Source organism: Roseovarius sp. EC-HK134, assembly GCF_902498815.1.
Taxonomy (GTDB): Bacteria; Pseudomonadota; Alphaproteobacteria; order Rhodobacterales; family Rhodobacteraceae; genus Roseovarius; species Roseovarius mucosus_A.
The window spans coordinates 2,159,915-2,178,394 of record NZ_LR701544.1; the positions used below are offsets into that span (position 1 = coordinate 2,159,915).

20 protein-coding genes are annotated in these 18,480 nt (G+C 61.8%); 2 read left to right on the plus strand and 18 right to left on the minus strand.

Annotated elements, in window-relative coordinates:
• Positions 1-126: 126 nt before the first annotated feature.
• The 4 genes from GC127_RS14415 to GC127_RS14430 are packed head-to-tail and all read right to left on the minus strand — an operon-like array spanning position 127 to position 4,154.
• A complete protein-coding gene (locus GC127_RS14415) occupies positions 127-702 on the minus strand; it encodes a metallophosphoesterase (RefSeq protein ID WP_254700116.1) in 576 nt (191 codons plus the stop codon).
• Positions 699-1,508, minus strand: a complete 810-nt coding sequence (locus GC127_RS14420; protein ID WP_151978795.1) for a metallophosphoesterase — start codon at positions 1,506-1,508, stop codon at positions 699-701. Before GC127_RS14420 ends, GC127_RS14415 begins: the two co-directional genes overlap by 4 nt.
• A 29-nt stretch (positions 1,509-1,537) precedes the next feature.
• A complete protein-coding gene (locus GC127_RS14425; protein ID WP_151978796.1) occupies positions 1,538-2,047 on the minus strand; it encodes a hypothetical protein in 510 nt (169 codons plus the stop codon).
• Entirely contained in the window at positions 2,031-4,154 is a 2,124-nt protein-coding gene (locus tag GC127_RS14430) for an AAA family ATPase (RefSeq protein WP_199861263.1), read from the minus strand. Before GC127_RS14430 ends, GC127_RS14425 begins: the two co-directional genes overlap by 17 nt.
• Positions 4,155-4,858: 704 nt before the next feature.
• Between GC127_RS14430 and GC127_RS14435 the strand changes: the two genes are divergently transcribed.
• Entirely contained in the window at positions 4,859-6,217 is a 1,359-nt protein-coding gene (locus GC127_RS14435; RefSeq protein WP_254700821.1) for a serine protease, read from the plus strand.
• A gap of 33 nt (positions 6,218-6,250) precedes the next feature.
• Here GC127_RS14435 and GC127_RS14440 read toward each other — a convergent pair whose 3' ends face one another.
• The 13 genes from GC127_RS14440 to GC127_RS14500 form a co-directional block, all read right to left on the minus strand.
• Positions 6,251-7,168: an energy transducer TonB gene (locus GC127_RS14440; protein ID WP_151978799.1), complete on the minus strand. Its 918-nt coding sequence runs from the start codon at positions 7,166-7,168 to the stop codon at positions 6,251-6,253.
• A complete protein-coding gene (locus tag GC127_RS14445; RefSeq protein WP_151978800.1) occupies positions 7,165-7,545 on the minus strand; it encodes a biopolymer transporter ExbD in 381 nt (126 codons plus the stop codon). The genes GC127_RS14440 and GC127_RS14445 overlap by 4 nt, the downstream gene beginning before the upstream one ends.
• Positions 7,542-7,919 carry a biopolymer transporter ExbD gene (locus GC127_RS14450; RefSeq protein WP_008280291.1) on the minus strand — a complete coding sequence of 126 codons (378 nt, stop codon included), beginning with the start codon at positions 7,917-7,919 and terminating at the stop codon, positions 7,542-7,544. The genes GC127_RS14445 and GC127_RS14450 overlap by 4 nt, the downstream gene beginning before the upstream one ends.
• Positions 7,912-8,589: a MotA/TolQ/ExbB proton channel family protein gene (locus tag GC127_RS14455; protein WP_254700118.1), complete on the minus strand. Its 678-nt coding sequence runs from the start codon at positions 8,587-8,589 to the stop codon at positions 7,912-7,914. The genes GC127_RS14450 and GC127_RS14455 overlap by 8 nt, the downstream gene beginning before the upstream one ends.
• The gene (locus GC127_RS14460; RefSeq protein ID WP_151978802.1) at positions 8,586-9,026 is read right to left on the minus strand and encodes a hypothetical protein; all 441 of its coding nucleotides are present in this window, start codon (positions 9,024-9,026) and stop codon (positions 8,586-8,588) included. The genes GC127_RS14455 and GC127_RS14460 overlap by 4 nt, the downstream gene beginning before the upstream one ends.
• 164 nt (positions 9,027-9,190) lie before the next feature.
• Positions 9,191-9,433 (minus strand): hypothetical protein, encoded by a 243-nt coding sequence (locus GC127_RS14465; RefSeq protein WP_151978803.1) that lies wholly within the window; start codon positions 9,431-9,433, stop codon positions 9,191-9,193.
• Positions 9,430-9,912: a hypothetical protein gene (locus tag GC127_RS14470; protein ID WP_151978804.1), complete on the minus strand. Its 483-nt coding sequence runs from the start codon at positions 9,910-9,912 to the stop codon at positions 9,430-9,432. Before GC127_RS14470 ends, GC127_RS14465 begins: the two co-directional genes overlap by 4 nt.
• Positions 9,913-9,932: 20 nt before the next feature.
• The gene (locus tag GC127_RS14475; RefSeq protein WP_151978805.1) at positions 9,933-11,999 is read right to left on the minus strand and encodes an FAD-dependent oxidoreductase; all 2,067 of its coding nucleotides are present in this window, start codon (positions 11,997-11,999) and stop codon (positions 9,933-9,935) included.
• Entirely contained in the window at positions 11,996-12,694 is a 699-nt protein-coding gene (locus GC127_RS14480) for a TetR family transcriptional regulator C-terminal domain-containing protein (protein ID WP_151978806.1), read from the minus strand. The genes GC127_RS14475 and GC127_RS14480 overlap by 4 nt, the downstream gene beginning before the upstream one ends.
• 47 nt (positions 12,695-12,741) lie before the next feature.
• On the minus strand, positions 12,742-13,845 hold the full coding sequence (locus GC127_RS14485) for an ABC transporter ATP-binding protein (protein WP_081508241.1): 1,104 nt from the start codon (positions 13,843-13,845) through the stop codon (positions 12,742-12,744).
• A 13-nt stretch (positions 13,846-13,858) separates the two neighbouring features.
• Entirely contained in the window at positions 13,859-14,659 is an 801-nt protein-coding gene (locus GC127_RS14490) for an ABC transporter permease (protein WP_008280284.1), read from the minus strand.
• A complete protein-coding gene (locus GC127_RS14495) occupies positions 14,656-15,591 on the minus strand; it encodes an ABC transporter permease (RefSeq protein ID WP_151978807.1) in 936 nt (311 codons plus the stop codon). Before GC127_RS14495 ends, GC127_RS14490 begins: the two co-directional genes overlap by 4 nt.
• Positions 15,592-15,662: 71 nt before the next feature.
• Complete coding sequence (locus GC127_RS14500) at positions 15,663-16,787, minus strand: PotD/PotF family extracellular solute-binding protein (protein ID WP_151978808.1); 1,125 nt, start codon at positions 16,785-16,787, stop codon at positions 15,663-15,665.
• Positions 16,788-17,049: 262 nt separating this feature from the next.
• On the opposite strand from GC127_RS14500, the gene GC127_RS14505 reads away from it, so the two are divergent.
• Positions 17,050-17,808 (plus strand): cupin domain-containing protein, encoded by a 759-nt coding sequence (locus tag GC127_RS14505; RefSeq protein ID WP_151978809.1) that lies wholly within the window; start codon positions 17,050-17,052, stop codon positions 17,806-17,808.
• A gap of 9 nt (positions 17,809-17,817) precedes the next feature.
• Here GC127_RS14505 and GC127_RS14510 read toward each other — a convergent pair whose 3' ends face one another.
• Positions 17,818-18,459 (minus strand): TetR family transcriptional regulator C-terminal domain-containing protein, encoded by a 642-nt coding sequence (locus GC127_RS14510; protein WP_151978810.1) that lies wholly within the window; start codon positions 18,457-18,459, stop codon positions 17,818-17,820.
• Positions 18,460-18,480 lie beyond the last annotated feature (21 nt).

The window sequence follows — 18,480 nt, forward strand, 5'->3', positions numbered from 1 at the left end:
CAGCCGGCAGATCTCATCAGCCTCTTTGTGCTCCTTTTGATTGTCGCTCTCAGATATCCACTTCCACGCTGATTGCCCCCTATCGCCATGGAATGCTTCCATGCCCTCGAGGCGACCGTCCCAGCATCAAGCGCCCGTGCCGGGCTCGACAGTCGACCAAAGCGGGTTCACCGGCAGCGTTTCGGCCCTTTCCATGACTTGCTTGAGCGTTACCGGTTGGAAATTCCAGCAGTCGACCCCGACGTTTACCGAGTTCCGGCTCCCATACCAATTACCGTGGACATGCCCGAACAGCTGGACCGCACCGTGTCGTGCGCCAGCGAACGTGATCATCGGGTAATGGCACAGCGTGATCCGGTGTCCGCTATCTTTGATTTCCACAATGCCATGCACCGAAGTCCAGACCGGCAGTGACTTGATCCACGCCTTGTCATGGTTGCCCGTGATAAGGTGCTTCCGTCCAGGAATTGAAGCAAGCATCGCACTCAGTTCGGGTGCGGCGTCGACGTGAACGACAGCGACGTCGCCCAGGATCCATAGATCGTCGTCGTCACTGACAGTTGATTGATAATTATGCAAAATTTTCCGGTTCATCTCGCCAACGCTCCCGAATGGGCGTTTGCAAAATTTCAGGATGTTTGAATGGAAAAAGTGCGGGTCAGCTGTGTAGAAGTTCATGATATTCCAGATATTTACGGTCATTCGAGGTTTTGAAGGTCGATCAATCCTCGCCGCAATATCTGCCCTTCCTGCCCAGTTAGAACCTGGTCCGGATACCCAAGGCTGACGTTCCGCATAAGGGTGCGCCCAACGACTGTTTCGGCTTGCAAATGGGTGTGACCGAACATCCACTCCTCGGGCTGATGACGCTGAATCAGGTCGGTCAAGTCCGAGCCATAGATCGGGTCAAGTTCGCCCGGCGTTTCGCTGATCAACCCGGGGTGCGGGCAATGGTGCGTAACCACGATTGTCGGTCCGGCATGCGGATTTGACAGGCGGTTCTCGAGCCAAGACCTGTGATCGGCATGGATCAAGGCAGTCTCGTATGGCCTGATGCGGCGGTAGCCGGCGCCTGCGTTGCGGATGTAGCGGTAGTCGTTCATGCGGGATTTCGCGATTGCTTGCGACGCTGCGACGTCACCATACAACGCAAAATCCGTCCACAAGGTGCAGCACAAAAAACGGGTTTTCCCGATCAAGATTTCCGCTTTCTGTACGAAATTTGCGCCTTCCCGCGTTGCGATTTCGGCGAGGCGGTCCTCACCGTCGAGTTTGAAATCATAATAATCGTGGTTCCCAGGCAAGATGTGAACCCGCCCGGGATCGATGTATCGAGCGAGGTGCCGGATCGCGTATTTCCAGCGGACTCTGGGCTTATTCGTTAAATCGCCAGCAACGATAACGGCTTCGATACCGGACCATTTCGCCGCTGACAACGCAGCAAACGGGTCCCGGCCGGCCTCGGTCCACATGTCTAAATGCAGGTCTCCGACAATCAGTACCGTCATAAGTCACCTCTTCTTCAAAATCTGCCAAATCAGAAGAGATCAACCAGCTCTGCATCGCTGCTGATCAATCCACCGGCTTGCATCCGGCGCAGTGTTGGCGGGGCATATTCTGAGAGCAAGTAGAACCGGCTCCACGTACGGGCCCATCGGAATTCCCTGTCCAGCCGGAACACCGATGAAGTGACAATAGGTGCCCCCCACTCAAACCGGGGATGTCCCGCTGCATATCCCGTCAATTGACAGAATTCTGAGGCGGGGCGGCGGACTAGGGCCCAGCGGCCGAGTTCCGGGGCCTCATCCAGATCACTGTCACTTGGACGGATCGCATCCAATCTCTTGATATAATGCAGAAAGTCGACCAGACGTGGCGCCGTTGAGCCATGCTCCGGGAACCGGAGGAATTCCTGGTACATCCGACGAATTACCGGCGGCAAAGTCGCAGGGCTCTCTTCATATTCTGGATCATCACGCAGCAAGGTTTCAGCAACCGTTGAGATCAGATGCCGCATCGGATGATGGGGATTAAAGTGATTGTGCATCGGGGGTTTCCTTCAAGAAATCGCGATCAACATGCTGGGTTTCGCAGGCCGCACATTCCGCGGGGCTCATGGTGTGGCCTGTTCCATTGGGGACGCCAGACAACAGCGCAGAAATCGCCGCTGCATCGAGATCCCGCTTCTGCATTAAAACCTGGGCGATCCGCTCAATTTCCGCCTTTCGCTCCGCCAGAAGTCGCTGTGTGCGGGTGTCGGCCTCATTCAGCCGGGCCTCGACCCTAGACCGAATGTCGCGTGATAGCAGATAGAGCGGCGTTTCCGGGTCGATCCAGCTCAGGGATGTCCCGAAACCATAGCTGGTTTCTGCTGCGACAGCGGAACGCGTCGCCAGGGCGAGATCACTGGTCGGGCCGCTCCCGGCGCCCTGGCTGATCACACCAAAGACGAGCCGCTCCGCCACCCGCCCCGACAGGGCATGAACAATCAAATCGCTGATGGTCCCCGGGAGTTTGCATGTGGGGTGTGGACGGGTGACAAGTCCGCGAATTCCGGTAACGCTGACATGTGTGGCAGCAGGAAGTCCCAGAAGATGGCCGGCCAGCAGGTGTCCGGCTTCATGCACGCTGATCCGCCAGATGACGCCAGGCTCCGGCGGGGGCTGGATCGCGTCGACGGCGGCCCGCAGGTGCCCGAACGACAGCGGGCTGCGTTCTGCGCGGGCACGCGTCCGCGCATCCCTGACCATCGCCGCGATCTCCGCTCCAGACGACCCCAGCAGCTGATCGCAAAGCCTGTCGATCTCTACTGGATCAACCCTCAGCCCAGAAAGCGGGCCTTCGAGCATAGAAAGGATCCCGGACCGGTCCGGCCGCCCGACGTGGATGTGCCGGTCAAACCGACCAGGCCTGATGACGGCACTATCGACGCGTTCGACGTTGTTGGTCGCGGCGATCAGAATGACGCCGGGCGTCGCCGACAGCCGGTCGATCTGGGTCAGCAAGCCGTTCACCACTCCGATGATGTAGCCATTCCTGGAGCCGGTTTCCCGCTCACGGCTGTAAAATGAGTCAATCTCATCAATGAAAAAGACACTGGGTGCCCCGGAAATGGCGCTTTCAACGGCGGTGTTCAGAGCTTTCAGCATGTCGCCTTGGTGCCCGAATTTTTGACAGTCTGAATATGAAGTCTTCACGAAGCTGATGCCCGCTGACCCCGCCAGCCCCGCCGCCATCAAGCTCTTTCCGGTGCCAGGGGGACCCAAAAGCAGGAAGGATTTCGTCACATCGGACCACTTCACCGCCCCAGACTGATAACTTCGCAGATCTTCAACCACTTGCCGGAGCGCCTTGACCGCTTGCGGCTGTCCATGGACATTATCGAGCGTGACCCGCGTCTGGGTTTTCTGGGAAGCTGCACGATCCAGACGTTCGATCGCCGTCCTGATATCCTCCGACGCAAAAATGCTCGACAAGTCGACATCGGACAGCTGCGCAATCCGGGCATCCGGATGCTGTAACGCGACGGATGGGTCGTTGAATTGAAACGCCATCACCGCTTGCAGCATCTGCCGCGAAAGGGAAGGAAGTCGGAGGGTCGGTTGCATCGCAACGCGAAGATCATCTGGGATCCAATTATCCGCCGCCATTGCAACGATGACCGGGTTGCCTTGCAGGATATCTGCCCTGATGCTGCCGAGAACACCCGTCACAGTGCGCTTGCGTGTCACGTCATCATCCGCACGGATCGCAGGATTAGGCAAAGCCGGGTCACGACCGATCAATCGTGGCAGAACGGTCCGGATATCGGTCCTGTCGCATTCAACGGGTGCTACAATGACTTGCAGGCTGCCGCGTGGCGGTCGAAATGACGTCAAGCCCGCATTGGCCAGCATGGAATGAAGCCGCAGCATCAGCAACGCATCAAGTAAATCCCGGGGCGGATTGCGCATTTCCGGTGTCTGAACGCTCGGGGTTTCGTCTTCGTCAAGCTCCTCATCTTCAACCAGCAAGAGTGTCGTGGTTCCCGCAGAGCGGAGCTTTTGAAGATGAGCCAGAACAGCCTTGAGGCCCGGAAGCGTCGTATCAGTCCGGCAGAGATCGGACGTGCTTTGCGCCTTTGCGGTGGCTCGTTTTGCGGATTTACGTGTCATGGGGGATATCCTTTCGAAATCGCGAAAGGGCACCGGGCATGGCATGCGCCATGTGTTGATCTGTCATGATTTCAGAGGTGGCCATGCGGCCGCAACGATCCGGTGCCCGTCAGAAAAACGGGTCAGGCGTGGACGGATATCCGTATCGAATTGCGGCGGTGAGACATGGTCGATTCGCTCCTTTGCGTGGAGTCAAAATAGCTACGGTCGCACCCTGAGTCCACCCCTAACCACCTGATAAACTGTGGTTTTTCTGCTTGGATTTCTCGCAAGCGGTGACGGAGGGATTACCCATTGAAATGGTTTGGATTATTTGGGCGAGGGACAGTTTTTTCGCAAACGCGATGTGACCCCCTTCATCGAAGAGCTTCGCCCCGGTGGTGATGTCCAGAATACTCGACATTTCCCCGGGGCCGGGCCGAAATGTCGAGTATTTTTGACACTGGCTTGGCTTTCATTCGGGCGGGGACGGACCGGGAAGCGGTGATCGCCGAGGCAGTGGAAAATGCGTTGGCGGGGTTGCCGGAGGGGGCTGTTGTTGAAGGGGTAAACTTGAGTGTGTCAGGTTGAGAGTAAGCCTCCGCCGAGGGCCGTCTTTTTGCGCTGAGGATTTCCGCTTAGGTCCGACGTTATGTCCGACCATAGATACAGACCCGAAGTCGAGATCCTATCTGTGACCGATACCGGCCGCCGTCGGCGCCGTTGTGGCGGCAGACCCGGCCCCCGCGCCCATCCCCGAGCCCGCCGACGAGACCCTGCGCGAGGCGCGCGAAAGCGAGAGCCTGCTTGACCGCGACGCGCGCGCCGCCTTGCAAGAGGCGATGACATGGGCCGGGGTCTATGACGGGGCTATCGACGCGGCCTTTGGCCAAGGCACCCGTGCCGCCATGGCGCGGTGGCAGGCGCAAAACGGCTTTGAGGCAACCGGCGTGTTGACCACCCGGCAGCGGGCAGAGTTGTTTCGTCAGTTCAACGCGGTGTTTGACGGGCTTGGCCTAGAGGTGGTGCGCGATAATGCCACCGGCATCGCAATGGAATTGCCCACCGCCGTGCTGGGCTTTGACCGCTACGAGCCGCCTTTCGCGCATTTCAACGCCACCGGCGATATCGACGCGCGGCTTCTATTGATCAGCCAATCGGGCGACCGTGCCACACTGGCGGGGCTGTATGACATCATGCAGACGCTGGAAATCGTACCCGAGAGCGGGCCGCGCAGCCTTGACGGTGATCGTTTCACGCTGATCGGCGAAGGGGCGTTGCAGATCTCGCATACTCAGGTCTGGTTGCGCGACGGTGCGATCAAGGGCTTTACGCTGATCTGGCCCGCCGGTGACGAGGCAAGGCGCAGCCGTCTTTTGGGGCGGATGCAGGACAGTTTCGAATGGCTGCCCGGCACGCTTGATCCCGCCGAGGGCACCGGGGCACAGGATATTGACCTGATTTCAGGATTGGAAATCCGCAAGCCCAAGCAGGCGCGGTCGGGTTTTTACGTGGATGCCAGCGGCGCCGTGCTGACCACCGCCGAGGCCGTGGCGAACTGTGGGCGGATCACGATTGACGAAGCCTATGAGGCCGATGTGGTGCTGAGCGATGCGGATCTTGGCGTGGCGATCCTGCGCCCGCGTCAGCCGCTTGCACCGGTGCGGGTTGCAGCCTTTCAAGAGGTGACGCCCCGCTTGCTGAGCGATGTGGCGGTTTCTGGCTATTCTTATGGCGGTCTTTTGGGTGCCCCCACCGTCACCTTTGGCCAGTTGGCTGAGTTGCAGGGGCTGAATGGTGAGGCGCATCTGAAACGGCTGGCCTTGAGCGCGCTTGAGGGGGATGCGGGCGGTCCGGTGCTTGATACCGGCGGTGCGGTGTTGGGCATGTTGCTGGCACGGGCGCAAGATGGCCGCACCCTGCCCGACGAAGTCAGCTTTGCCGCCACCAATGGCGCGCTGCAAGCGGTGCTGACGCAGGGGGGCATCACCCCGCGCGTGACCTCGGATCAAGAGCGCATCCCGGCCGAGGCGCTGACGGACCGCGCTGGTGAGATGACCGTTTTGGTCAGTTGCTGGGACTAGACGAAACCTGAGGCGGGGCCGCATCGCCCCGCCCTATTCCCCCTTGATCTGCACGGAAAAGCTGCGCTGCGCGCCCGCCGGAGGCGCGGGAAAAGGTGCTGCGCGCTCGACCACAGTCAGCGCGGCCCGGTCAAGCCGGGTCGACCCAGACGATCGCGCGACGCGGACCGATGCCAGACGCCCCCCCTCAGAAATCGAGAACTGCACCAGCGCCACACCCCGCGTATCAGCGCGGGGGCGTGGCACGCGCGCGAGATGGCGCATGACCTGACCGGGATAGTTGCTGGTGGCGGCCGTGCCGGGCGTCTTGCTTTGGTGATCTTTGGGGCGTCCTTCGGTGGCGGCGGTGGCGGTCTCATGGCCGGTCATGCTGCCGCGTGTGGCGGTCTGGTCGGCATTGCTGCCGGACGTCGCCCGCGCCGCGGTCTTGCGGTCTGGCTTTGGCGCGGCACGGGGCGTGGCCGTGGCGGTGAGTTGGGTGGGCCGCGCCTTGGGCCGCTTGGATATCTCAAGGCCAGTTTCAGCCTTAGGACGGGCGACACTGGGCTGTGACGCGGGCGCGGGGGCTGGATCCTTCGTGGCTGGGGTGGCCAGTGTGGCGGCTGTCACCGCCGGTGCTGATGGAACCACCGGCATTTGGGGGGCCACACTGGCCTTGGCCACCGCTTGAACCTTCTGAGGACGAACCGCCTGAGCCTCGGTGCCATCGAGCTTGGTCGGGCGCAGAACCTCTGCCGCCGTCACACTCGGGGTTACGGGGGTGTCGGACACTGGCTGTGCCGCGCCGGCAACCAGATCCGCAAAGCTTGACCCCAACAAGACCTCAGACGCCCCGGCCCCCCCCTCGATCTCTGGCCCTGCCGGGCTGTGCGAAACCCAGAACCCCGCCCCATGCAGGCCAAGCGCCGTGACCGCACAAACCGACAGCACAAAGCGCGACCCCCGGATCATGGCAGCCCCCGTTCGGTGATCATCACCACCCGCCCTGCCCCCGCCCGGCGCAGCGCCTCGCCCAATCGCAGAAGATCCGCAGCGGGCAGCGCGGCATCGGGCACAAGGCGCAGGGTGCCGCGGGCCGTTTCGGGCAAGGTTGCGACATGGCTGGCAGCATCCGACACGGGCGCGCCGCGATAGGTCAGCCGCCCATCGGCGTGAACCACCAGCGCATCAGGTGGCGCGGTGCCCTCCAACTCGGCGGTGCGCACCAGCCGCAGATCTTGCGCAAGCGGCGGGGCAAGCGTGGCGGCGGCCATGAAGAAAATCAGCATCAGGAAAATGATGTTGATCAGGGCAATCGTGGGTTCGCGGCGGGTGCGGTCGGTTTTCATGACGGCACCAAAACCTGTACCGAGAGGCCGGGGATGGCGCGCAAGGCCACCAGCAGATCGGTCAGCCGCTGTGCCGTGACATCAGCGCTGGCGCTGACCAGAACCTGCGTCTCGTCTGACATCAGAGGGCGCAGCGCCTCGGCCAGAGCGGCAAGTGGCACGGCGCGCGCATTCACGCTCAGATCCGTGGTCCGCAGCTGCAGAAAGATCGGTCGCGCCTCGGAGGGCGCTTGCCCCTGCCCCGCCGTGGCCAGATCCACCTCTGAGAATTGTGAAAAGGTCGAGGATAGCATGAAGAAAAGTAGCAGCAGAAAAATCACGTCGATAAGCGAGGTGAGCGACAGTTTGCGGCGCTGGAACCCGGACTTACGCACATGCGGGCACCGCCCGGCCCTCTGGTATCGCTTGTCGCGCCTCTTGCCCATCAGGGCCCAGAACCATGCTGAGCGCATGATCGGCTAGCGCACGTTCCTCGGCCATGCGCGATTCGAACCACGACAGCACGACCGAGGCGGGCATCGCCACGGCAAGCCCCGCCGCTGTGGTCAAAAGCGCCACCCAGATGCCCCCTGCGAGGAGCGACGGATCAACCTGTGATCCGGCGGATTGAAGCGCCTGAAACGCCTCGATCATGCCCAGAACCGTGCCGAAAAGCCCCAGCAGCGGGGCCACCTGTGCCACGGTGTCGAGAAAGCGAAAGCCGCGTTCGAGCCGAGCAAAGCGGGCTTCGGCCTCGGCCATCAACCGCCGTGTGGCGACGGTATCGCGTGGGTCTACGGCAAAAGCGCGGGCGATGACCGGGGCCAGATAGCTGCGTGACGTGGCAAGCCTGCGATGTGCGGCGGCGGTCTCGCCGTGGTCCCAATCGGTCACTGCGGCGCGCAGCGCGTGGTGCCGCCCCACCCCCGAGGCGCGAAATTGCCAGAGTTTGTAAAGAATGACCGCAAGCGTGCCGACAGAAAGCACGGCGATCATCGCGATCACCGGCCCGCCCATGGCAATCAGCCCGTTCAGCCTGTCGATCATGGCTGCTATCCCGCTCATCCTGTCACCTCGATGTCGGTCTCGCTCGCAAGGTGGAGCGCGCCGAGGCAGACCTCCGGGGCAAGCCCCGCGCCGTCGCAGGTGCCGATGCCATTGATCAGCACCCCCCCGATGGCGTCGCAGCCTTGCCCCGCCAGATCGAACTGGCGCACGCGCGGGCGCCCCTCGGGCAGCGCGCCAAAATCAAAAAGCGTGAGCGTTGCCACCTGCCCCGTCGCATCAAATAACACTGCTTCGGCCTTGAGGCTGTCGAGCGCGGCACCCAGATCGTTTTGCAGCACGAAACTCAGGCGACAGCCGCCTGTCTCGGTGGTGTGCAAGCTGTTGAGCGTGAGGGTAAGCGCCGAGGCGGCAGCGGTCTCATCCGCTTGGGCCATGGTCGCCGCGCCCAAGAACGCCAGGGCACAACAAAACGCAGGGCGGTGGAATGCCAGCATTAAAAGCTCCTTTCCCCGATCATCAGACGGGGCTGGAAACCGCATGGCTGGCGCGGGGCTGGCACGGGGTGAGAGATGGCCCGCGCCGGTAGAGCGCAGGGATTGACCCGGTTTTGACTGAGTTGACTGAAAGAGTCAAGTTTGTCGTGACGCCGGTCTTTGCGTCACGGTTTGGCGGGCGTCACCGCTTGCGGCTCTGCCCCGGTTGAAACGGAAGCAGCGGGTTGAGTAGTGTTTGCCTCTGCTTGCCGCCCAGCCCCGACACCTGCCGATTGGAGCGATTGCAAAGCCCGGTGCCGGGCCTGACAGGTATCGCACTCCTGTGGCGACGAGACGACGGGTGCCTCTTGCGCGCCAAGGCTAAAGGCCGCGCAGATCAGAACCACAAGCAGCGCGCCTGCCCTCATGCGGGCACCGGGGAGGACGCAAGGTAGCGCTCAAGCGGCGCGTAGGACTGCGGCGCGCCTGCGTTTTCCAGCGCGAGATAGTCGAGCGCGGCCACCTCATGTTCGGTCAAGAACCGCAGGCGCGGCTGATCCGCCTCTGGCCCCATCGCCTCGAGCGCCTCGAACGCTGCGAGATAGGCAGGATAGGTGCGGTTCATCTCGTCCAGAAGCCCCGCCCAAGTGCCCGGCGCGCGGCGCGCCTGTTCATGGCCGCTCAGGGTTAGGCTCTCGACCGACCGGGGGGTTAGATCATAATGCGCGATGAGCGGGGCAACGCCTTGGGCGGCGTGGCGTTCAACCTCGGCCAAAAGCCTCAGGCGCTTGTGCTGCGCAGGCTCGGGAAAGCGGCGGGCGAGCGCGTCAAAATAGGCTTCGCCCTCAATCTCCTCTTCGTAATAGAGCAAGAGCTTGGCAAGATAGGCGTGATCCGGTTCGGTCATATCGGCTGTTCTCCTGTCGTCTAGGCGGCCCCACCGGGCGCGCCCACGTCGATTCGGTCGTGTTTCAGCGGCAGGTCGGGATCAACCGGCGCATCCAGTTCCTGTGCGTAGCGATGCCCGGCATGGACCGCCGCCGCGATAATCGCCGGCGCCTCGCAATCGCCGATGCGTGTAAGGGTAAAGGGCAGCGGACCGGCCATGGCACATAGGTCGTGATACAGCCCATCCTCGGGTCGCCGCGCGCTGACCATCACGAGATGAGAGGCGGCAACGGTCAACTCCGCCCCGCCATACGCGCAGGGCAGGACCACCGCACGCCCGTCAAACCCTGCAATCTCGCGCGCCGGTTCAAACCTGACGCCAAGGCCCTGCAAATGGCGGCGCACCCGCCAGCGTTCGGCGGTATTGCCTGCCCAGCGCGACAGGCTGTCATCGGGCGTGGCAAGTGTCACCTCCAGCCCCGCCATGCGCAGACGCTCGGCCAGAACACCCCCCATGTAATAGCCGTCGCCATCATAGACCACGGTCGGCCCATCCGGCAGGCGGCCCGCCATGAGATCATCGGGGGTCAGGATATGCGCCTCTGCCGCGCCTTCCGCCACGGACTGAAAGACTTCGCCGTCGAACACATCCTTGCGCCACTGCGCGCCGGTGGCGATGGCCACGTGATCCGCGCCCACATCCAGCACATCCTGCGCCGTCAGGCGGCTTTCGCGGAAAATCTCGACATTGGGCATGTCGCGCAAGGCTTGCTCGCGGTAGTCGCGCACGCGGATATATTCACGCAGCCCCGGCAAGCCCGCCTCGCGCAGAACGCGCCCGCCCAGATCACGCGTGGCCTCGGCCAGTGTCACGCGATAGCCGCGTGCGCCCAAGGCGCGCGCCGCCTCAAGCCCCGCTGGTCCGGCGCCGACGATCAGCACATGGGCGGCACTGCCCTGCGGTGCGATACGTTCAGGATGCCAGCCGCGCCGCCATTCCTCGCCCATGGTCGGGTTTTGCGTGCAGCGGATGGGCACGCCCAGACTGTCGCCGGAATAGCAGATATTGCAGCCGATACATTCGCGGATCGCCGACAACCGCCCCTCCTCGATCTTGCGCGGCAAAAATGGATCGGCAATCGAGGGACGGGCCGCGCCGATGAAATCCACGATGCCGCGCCTGACTTGGGCCGCCATCGTATCGGGCGAGGTGAAGCGGCCCACGGTCACGACGGGCTTGGTCGTGACCGATTTCACCCATGTCATATAGGGTTCCAGCGCGCCCTCCTTGACGAAGCGCGAGACGCCCATTTCCAGCGAATAATCCGCGATGTTGATATCCCAGAGATCAGGTAATTCGGCCAGCATCGCGAACATGTCGCGCCGCTCGCCCCAGACCGGATGCCCGTCGCTGCCCCCCTCTTCATCCGCCGAGAACCGCACCGCCACGGCACAGCGGTCGCCAACCGCATCCTTGGTGTCCGCGATCAACTCGCGCACCAGACGCACCCGGTTTTCAAGGCTGCCGCCATATTCATCGCCCCGCGTGTTGATGCGCGGGTTGAGGAAGTTTGAGATCAGATAGCCATGCGTGGCATAGACATAGACGATGTCAAACCCTGCATCGCGGGCGCGCAGCGCGGCGCGTTTATGCCAGTGGCGAAACTGCCGGATATCGGATTTGTCCATGGCGCGGGTCTGATAGGGGTGTCCCGCAAGATTGGGCACCGACCCCAGATCCATCGGCGGCAACCGCGTCATCATGTTGGGCGTGCGCGCCCCGCCATACCAGAGCTCTGCCCCGGCCAACGATCCATGGGCATGCACCGCCTCGGTCATCAGGGTATGGGCGCGCACATCGCTCATGTCCCAGAGCGAGGCGGACGGATGCGGCAGGTCATCCGATGTGGGGTGAATGGAGTTATACTCGGTGCAGACCACGCCCCAGCCGCCCTCGGCCTTGACGCCCCGCATGGCCGCAAGCGTGCGCGGGCGCATCCAGCCCATGCCGGTGCAATGCGGCACCTGATAGAACCGGTTGGGGGCTGTCACAGGACCGATGCGCACCGGCTCGAACAGGATGTCATGGCTTGGGTCCCGGCTCATTCGCAACGCTCTGTTCTGGTTGATTGATCGGCGGTCTCATCCTGCGGCATGTCGAAATGCCGGGGAAAGGCCATGGCCAGATAGGCCTGCACCTTGGCGCGGGCCGCATCACGATCAAAAGTGTCGGGATACATGAGGATATTGAGCCAAAGCCCATCGTAGAGCCCCTCCAGCGTGTGCGCGATGGTATCGGCTGACGGGCCGGAATACCCGCCCTCGCGCGCGATATCGCGGCAGAGGCGTTTCGACAGGTCAAAGCGTTCGTTATCAAGGGCATCCACCAGCGCGCGATAGACCGTACGCCGCCCCCCTTCGCCAAAATAGGCATACCAGACCGCCAGCTTTCTTTGCGTGCAAATCTTTGGATCGAAATGCGAGTCGACAATCGCCATCAGCTTGTCGCGCGCGCTCAGCCCGGCATCGCCATAGGCACGACGCCAATGGTCATGGTGTTCGCGCGCCAGAAACTTAAGGGTTTCTTCCAGCAGGTTCTGCTTGCTCTGGAAATGAAAATTCACAAGGCCAAGCGACAGGCCGGCAATATCCGTGACGGTAGACATGGTGGTGCCCGCGATGCCGTATTGGGCGATGGAATCGATGGTGGCCTCGATCAATTGCCTGCGCCGGACCTGCTTGGGCTCGGTGCGGCGGGGCTTGCCGGTGTCGCGGGTTGGGGGTGGTGCGATCTGCTGCATTCTGTTTCCGGGTCGCCGCCGTGGCGTGGCGCGCCCCTCTCCTTTGATTAGTCGGTATCGAGAATGACAATGGCCTCTGGTGACCACGAGAGCCAGAGCGCCTGACCCTCGGGCAGATCATCGGCCCCCATCCGTCGATCGGTGTTCGGGGCAGAGACCGCGACCGGCTCTGCCTTGCCGGGAATGCTCAGGTAATACTGGCTGCGCTCTCCCATATAGGCCGCCGTGCGCAAGCGCCCCTCAACCGCCAGCCCCGCCTCGGGCCGCGTTGGCGAGAGGCTGAATTTCTCGGGCCTGAGGCCGATATGCACAGGCGCGCCGTCAGGTTTGGTAAGCTGCGCCGTGGCCATGGGGATGGTGCCCAGCCCCTCGGCCTCGATCGCGGCCATGGCAGAGCCATTGCGCCGCACCGTGCCGTGAAAGAAATTCATATTGCCGATAAAACTTGCGACGGCGCGCGTTCTTGGTGCCTCGTAGAGGCCCGCAGGCGTGTCGACCTGCAACACCTTGCCCCCGGACATCACCGCGATCCGATCCGACAGGGTCAGCGCCTCTTCCTGATCATGGGTGACAAACACAAAGGTGATGCCGACCTGTCGTTGCAGCGCGCGCAACTCAAGCTGCATCTGCTCGCGCAATTGTTTGTCGAGCGCCCCCAAAGGTTCGTCGAGCAACAGCACCTTGGGTCGCAGGATCAAGGCGCGCGCCAAGGCGATGCGTTGGCGCTGACCGCCCGACAACTCATTGGCCTTGCGGCTGCCATAGCCCGGCAGCTTGATCAGATCGAGCATTTCCTCGACCATTTCGGCACGGCGGGCAGCGGTCAGCTTTTGTTTGCGCAGGCCGTAAGCGATATTGTCACGCACGTTGAGATGCGGGAAAATCGCATAGCTCTGAAACACCATATTGACCGGCCGATGATGCGGCGGCACGTCCGACATCGGTTGGTCGTCAATGAAAATCTCACCATTCGAGGTGGATTCGAACCCCGCCAGCATCCGCAAAAGCGTGGTCTTGCCACAGCCCGAGGCCCCAAGCAGGGAAAAGAACTCGCCCTGCGCGATGTCCATCGACACCTCTTCGATGGCGGTAAAGGCCCCAAAGCGCTTGCTGACATTGCGGATAGAAATGAAACGGTCCGAGGGGGTCATCGTTGGGCGGCCTTCACTCTTGATCCTCCAGCCCCTTGCGCCCGATCCATTGGGCGACAAAGACAAGGGCGAAAGACACGAACAGGATCAGCGCGGCCATTGCCAGCACCGAGGGAAATTCCTTGGGAAAGCGCAGTTGCCCCCAGATATACATCGGCAACGTCGGATCGGTGCCGGTCAGAAAAAACGCCATGATGAATTCGTCAAACGAGATCGTGAAGGTGAGCAGCAGGCTTGCCACGATGCCCGGCAGGACCATCGGAAAGGTCACGCGCCAAAAGGTCCACCAGCCGTTTTCCCCCAGATCAGCCGAGGCCTCTTCCATCGATGGATCAAAGCCCTCGAAGCGAGGCAAGAGCGTGGCCACGGCAAAGGGCAGGCAGATAATGAGATGCCCCAGACCCACCGTATAAAGCGAAAGCGGCACGCCCATCCGGCTGAGCAGCACCAGAAGCGCCACGCCGAAAATGATCCCCGGAATGACCAGCGGCATCATGATGAAGGTCACAAGCGCGCCCTTGCCCCGCATCCGCGTGCGGGTGATCGCGCGGGCCGCCATCACCCCCAGCACGGTCGAGATGACCGAAACCACCAGCCCCACTTTGACGCTGTTCCAAAGCGCATTCCACACCGGCTCGCGCGTCCAAAGCTCGCCGTACCATTGCAGGGTAAAGCCCTGAAGCGGGAAGCGGACATAGATCGAGTCGTTAAAGCTGAAGAGCGGGATGAACAGCACCGGCACATAGAGCACGATCAAAAACAGCACCGCGTAGAGTTGCAGCGCGCGGTTCGGGCGCTTGATATAGCTGCTCATGTAATGCGCCCCTGCACTTTGCGTGTGACAAGCAGAAACACCAGCGCCAGCGCCGCAATCCAGAACATCAGGACAATCGATAGGGTGGCCCCCATCGGCCAATTGTTGACCGCGCCGAATTGCAACTGGATAAGATTGCCGATCATCGCCCCATCCGGCCCACCCAAAAGCGCGGGCGTGATGTAATCGCCAGTGGTCGGGATAAAGATCAGGAACGAGGCCGCGATCACCCCCGGCATCGACAAAGGCAGCGTCACGCGGAAAAATCGCGCCATCGGCCCGTCGCCCAGATCAGTCGCGGCTTCCAAAAGAGAGCGGTCGATCTTTTCCAGCGACACATAGAGCGGCAGAATCGCAAAGGCCGCCCAGGCATGGGCCAGCGTGATGATGACCGCCGTGGGGCTATAGAGCAGGAAACTGAGCGGTGCCTCGATGAGTCCCACCGACATCAGCCCCGAGTTTATCACACCTTCGTAGCCAAGGATCACCTTCCACGCGAAAACCCGCAGCAGATAGCTTGTCCAGAATGGCAGGGTCATCAGGATGATCCACAGCATCTTATTTCTGTGGACATGAAAGGCCACGAAATAGGCCATGGGATAGCAAAGCAGCACCGTAGCCACCGTGGCCACGCCCGACATCCAGAACGACCGTAACATCAACGTGCCGTAAATCGGCTCATTCCAGCTTCGGATATAGTTGTTGAGCGTGAGCGTGGTGTCAAAGCCAAAGCCTTGCCGCGTCCAGAGGCTGATCACCAACAGAATGACAAAAGGCACCACGATACCAAAGGTCATGATCGCGAGCGTGGGGCCCATCATCAGATAGCCACGCGCGCTTTCGCTGCGTTGGAACAGGCGCAGAATGCGCGACCCAGAGGCGCGAGGAGGCCTGTCCGCTGTCCGGCTTTTGGGCAAAGAGGTTTCGGCCATTCCTGCGCGCACTCCTCAGGGGCTGGATCAAGAGGCCCGCCCGCGGGGGCGGACGGGCGGTGCGGACAGGGTCAGAACCCAGCCTTGATCTGCTCGAAGAGCTCGTTCATCTGGGTTTCCCATTCCTGCGTCTGCGGCTGCTGGAAATGCCCCGCATTCAGGATTTCGACCGGGTTTTTGCTCAGGCCCAGCCCGGCCAGCGTCTCTTCCTCGAACTGGTCGAACGCCTTGCTGTTGGAATGGCCGTACCCCCAGTCGTTGATCATGAAATGGCCGGTTTCGACGCTGAGCAGGGAATCGATCACGTCATAGGCGCGGTCAAGATTGGGCGCGTCCTTGTGGATCATCACGCCGCAGACCCATGTCAGCGCGCCCTCTTTGGGCCGCGCGAATTTGACAGGGATGCCCTCGGCCTGCAGCAGCACCGCCGAACTGTTCCACGTCATCGAGGCCACCATCTCGCCAGCGGAAAGCGCCTGTTCGAGCGTGGTCGTATCATCGGTATAAAGGCGCATCAGCGGGCGCTGTTCGCGCATCACGGCGGCGATTTTGTCAAAGGCTTCGGGTGTGTCGATATTGGCGAAATCAATGCCAGCCTTGATCGCCCCGCACCACCACGCATCCCCGCCCGAGGCCAGCGACCCCAACCGCCCGGCATAGCGTGGGTCCCACAGGATATCCCAGCTTTCCTCACCCTCCAACTCCACCAGATCGGTGCGATAGGTGATCGAGGTCTGACCCCAATCAAAGGGCGCCATCCAGACCTTGCCCGCCTCGGCACCATTGCCGGGCAGATCGACCAATTCAGGGATCACATCGCCCCAATTGGCGACACGCGCGGTGTCAATCGGCTGGAATAGCCCCGTCTGCACCCAGCGCGGCATCGACTGGTTGCAAGGGTGCGATACATCCACCACGAACCCGCCCCGCATCTTGGTCAGCGCCTCTTCCGAGCCGCCGAAAATGGCGAAATTCGGCAGGGTGCCGTTTTGCTCCTGATAGGGGCCAAACAATTCGGGGATGTCATAGCCCCCCCATGTGAAATAGGTGGCCTGCTCACCCTCAGAGGCCATAGCCCGGCGTGCGGGCAACGGCACCGTTGTCATCGCCACCCCTGCCGCCAAAAGGCCCTTGGTGAATTTCCGCCGACTTAACTTGCCTTCGTGCACAGCACCCAATTGGTCCAGAATATCCATGTGGTCCCAGTCTCCCCTGTTGGCGCGGACCCAGCTATGGGATGGGTCCCGTCACACAATCGTTATGGTTCATGCGCCATAGCTCAGGACTGTTGACATTTTCCGTCGCTCGGGCATGTCATTGAATGGTCATTCAATCATTTCAGCCATTGGGGAATCGAGTCAAGCGTTTTGCTCGACCTGCCCCGACCGGGAGTGTCGGGCAGACCCGGAGTGATCAAGGATCAAGCGGCACGGCTGCCTATTTCGAGGGAGACAAGGAATGCGCGACAACACCGGAATCATCCGCCTGCATGCCAATGGGCCAGACGGGTTGACGCCCGTCGCCGTTGATCCGGCAGAGTTTGACACCCCGCCAGAGGCGCAGAACCTGCATATCTATTTTGCTGATCCGGCACTTGGTCTTAACGTGGGCGTCTGGCAATCGGCCCCGATGCAAGAGGCGTTCGGTCCCTTCCCCGGGGATGAGTTCATCGTCATGCTCGAGGGCGCGTTTGGCCTGCGCGATGGCGCTGGCACGGGCGTGGGCGTGGGGGCCAAGGCGGGGCAATGCGCGGCAATTCGCAACGGCATCCCGGTCAGTTGGCACCAAGACGGGTCTGTCAGAAAATTCTTCATGACCTACAACGATCCTCGCGCTGCAGCGCCGCAGGACCTGACGGCAGAGGGCGGCTTAACCACGCTCTCGCCCGAGATGACGCTGACCGATGCCGAATTGATGGAAGACGCCAGCACGCCCCAGTGCGACCGCATCCTCTTTAGCAATGACCTTGGCAATTTCGATGTCGGCCTTTGGGATACGCAGGTGCTGAACACTGAATTAGAGCCGTTCCCCTATCACGAAATGGCGCAGGTTCTGGAGGGCGAGGTATATCTGACCGAGGCAGATGGCACACGGCATCATTTCACCGCCGGTGATGTGTTCTTTATCCCAGCAGGCACACCCTGCATCTGGCATGTGCCCAGCTACTTGCGCAAATTCTACGCAGCCCTTGATCCCGAGAACCGCCCCGACGGCTGACACGATCCATTACTCAGGCGGCGCAGGCAGCAGCTCCGGCACCAGCCGCGACAGACAGAGCTTGCTCGCCGCCAAGGCGTGCATGCGATCATGGCTCTCGGGCGCCAGATGCAGGCGCTGCCAATAGCCATCGGTCAGCGATTCCATCCATTCGGCCATTTGATCCGCATCGCTGCGACAGCTTTCGGGCAAGAGCGCCGCCCAGATGCCCGAGAGCGCCTTATGCCGCCGCGCATCGAACTCGGCCGCGACCTCGGCATAGTGCCCGGTGAAACGCAATTCGCCCCAAAAGGCGAACCACAGCGGCAGCACATCGGGGCCACAGGCCTCGGCGCTGAAATCCGCATCCAGCAGCGCCATCAATCGGTCGAGCGGGGCATCGCCGGTCTGTTCCAAGGCGCGCATCCAGAGGTTTTCATAGCCTTCATAGAGATCGCGCAGGGTTTCCGTGAGCAGCCCGCTTTTGGAGGTGAAATAGAACACCGCCACGCCCTGCGATAACCCCGCCTCATCCGCCACCGTCGCCAGCGTGGTCTTGGCCAGACCATGCGTCAGGATCGACCGCCGCGCCGCATCCAGAAGCTGCCTGCGGCGGCGTTCGGCATTCTCCTTGCGCTCTTTTCGCGGTTTTCTGGGCGTTGCGTCGGTCACATTTGCCCCTTTGTGCGGTGG

Bases quoted from the DNA above. Each gene is read 5' to 3' on its own strand.
- GC127_RS14415 (WP_254700116.1), bottom strand. From the start codon at position 702: ATGACCGTAAATATCTGGAATATCATGAACTTCTACACAGCTGACCCG.
- GC127_RS14420 (WP_151978795.1), bottom strand. From the start codon at position 1,508: ATGACGGTACTGATTGTCGGAGACCTGCATTTAGACATGTGGACCGAG.
- GC127_RS14425 (WP_151978796.1), bottom strand. From the start codon at position 2,047: ATGCACAATCACTTTAATCCCCATCATCCGATGCGGCATCTGATCTCA.
- GC127_RS14430 (WP_199861263.1), bottom strand. From the start codon at position 4,154: ATGACACGTAAATCCGCAAAACGAGCCACCGCAAAGGCGCAAAGCACG.
- GC127_RS14440 (WP_151978799.1), bottom strand. From the start codon at position 7,168: ATGATCCGGGGGTCGCGCTTTGTGCTGTCGGTTTGTGCGGTCACGGCG.
- GC127_RS14445 (WP_151978800.1), bottom strand. From the start codon at position 7,545: ATGAAAACCGACCGCACCCGCCGCGAACCCACGATTGCCCTGATCAAC.
- GC127_RS14455 (WP_254700118.1), bottom strand. From the start codon at position 8,589: ATGAGCGGGATAGCAGCCATGATCGACAGGCTGAACGGGCTGATTGCC.
- GC127_RS14460 (WP_151978802.1), bottom strand. From the start codon at position 9,026: ATGCTGGCATTCCACCGCCCTGCGTTTTGTTGTGCCCTGGCGTTCTTG.
- GC127_RS14465 (WP_151978803.1), bottom strand. From the start codon at position 9,433: ATGAGGGCAGGCGCGCTGCTTGTGGTTCTGATCTGCGCGGCCTTTAGC.
- GC127_RS14470 (WP_151978804.1), bottom strand. From the start codon at position 9,912: ATGACCGAACCGGATCACGCCTATCTTGCCAAGCTCTTGCTCTATTAC.
- GC127_RS14475 (WP_151978805.1), bottom strand. From the start codon at position 11,999: ATGAGCCGGGACCCAAGCCATGACATCCTGTTCGAGCCGGTGCGCATC.
- GC127_RS14480 (WP_151978806.1), bottom strand. From the start codon at position 12,694: ATGCAGCAGATCGCACCACCCCCAACCCGCGACACCGGCAAGCCCCGC.
- GC127_RS14485 (WP_081508241.1), bottom strand. From the start codon at position 13,845: ATGACCCCCTCGGACCGTTTCATTTCTATCCGCAATGTCAGCAAGCGC.
- GC127_RS14490 (WP_008280284.1), bottom strand. From the start codon at position 14,659: ATGAGCAGCTATATCAAGCGCCCGAACCGCGCGCTGCAACTCTACGCG.
- GC127_RS14495 (WP_151978807.1), bottom strand. From the start codon at position 15,591: ATGGCCGAAACCTCTTTGCCCAAAAGCCGGACAGCGGACAGGCCTCCT.
- GC127_RS14500 (WP_151978808.1), bottom strand. From the start codon at position 16,787: ATGGATATTCTGGACCAATTGGGTGCTGTGCACGAAGGCAAGTTAAGT.
- GC127_RS14505 (WP_151978809.1), top strand. From the start codon at position 17,050: ATGCGCGACAACACCGGAATCATCCGCCTGCATGCCAATGGGCCAGAC.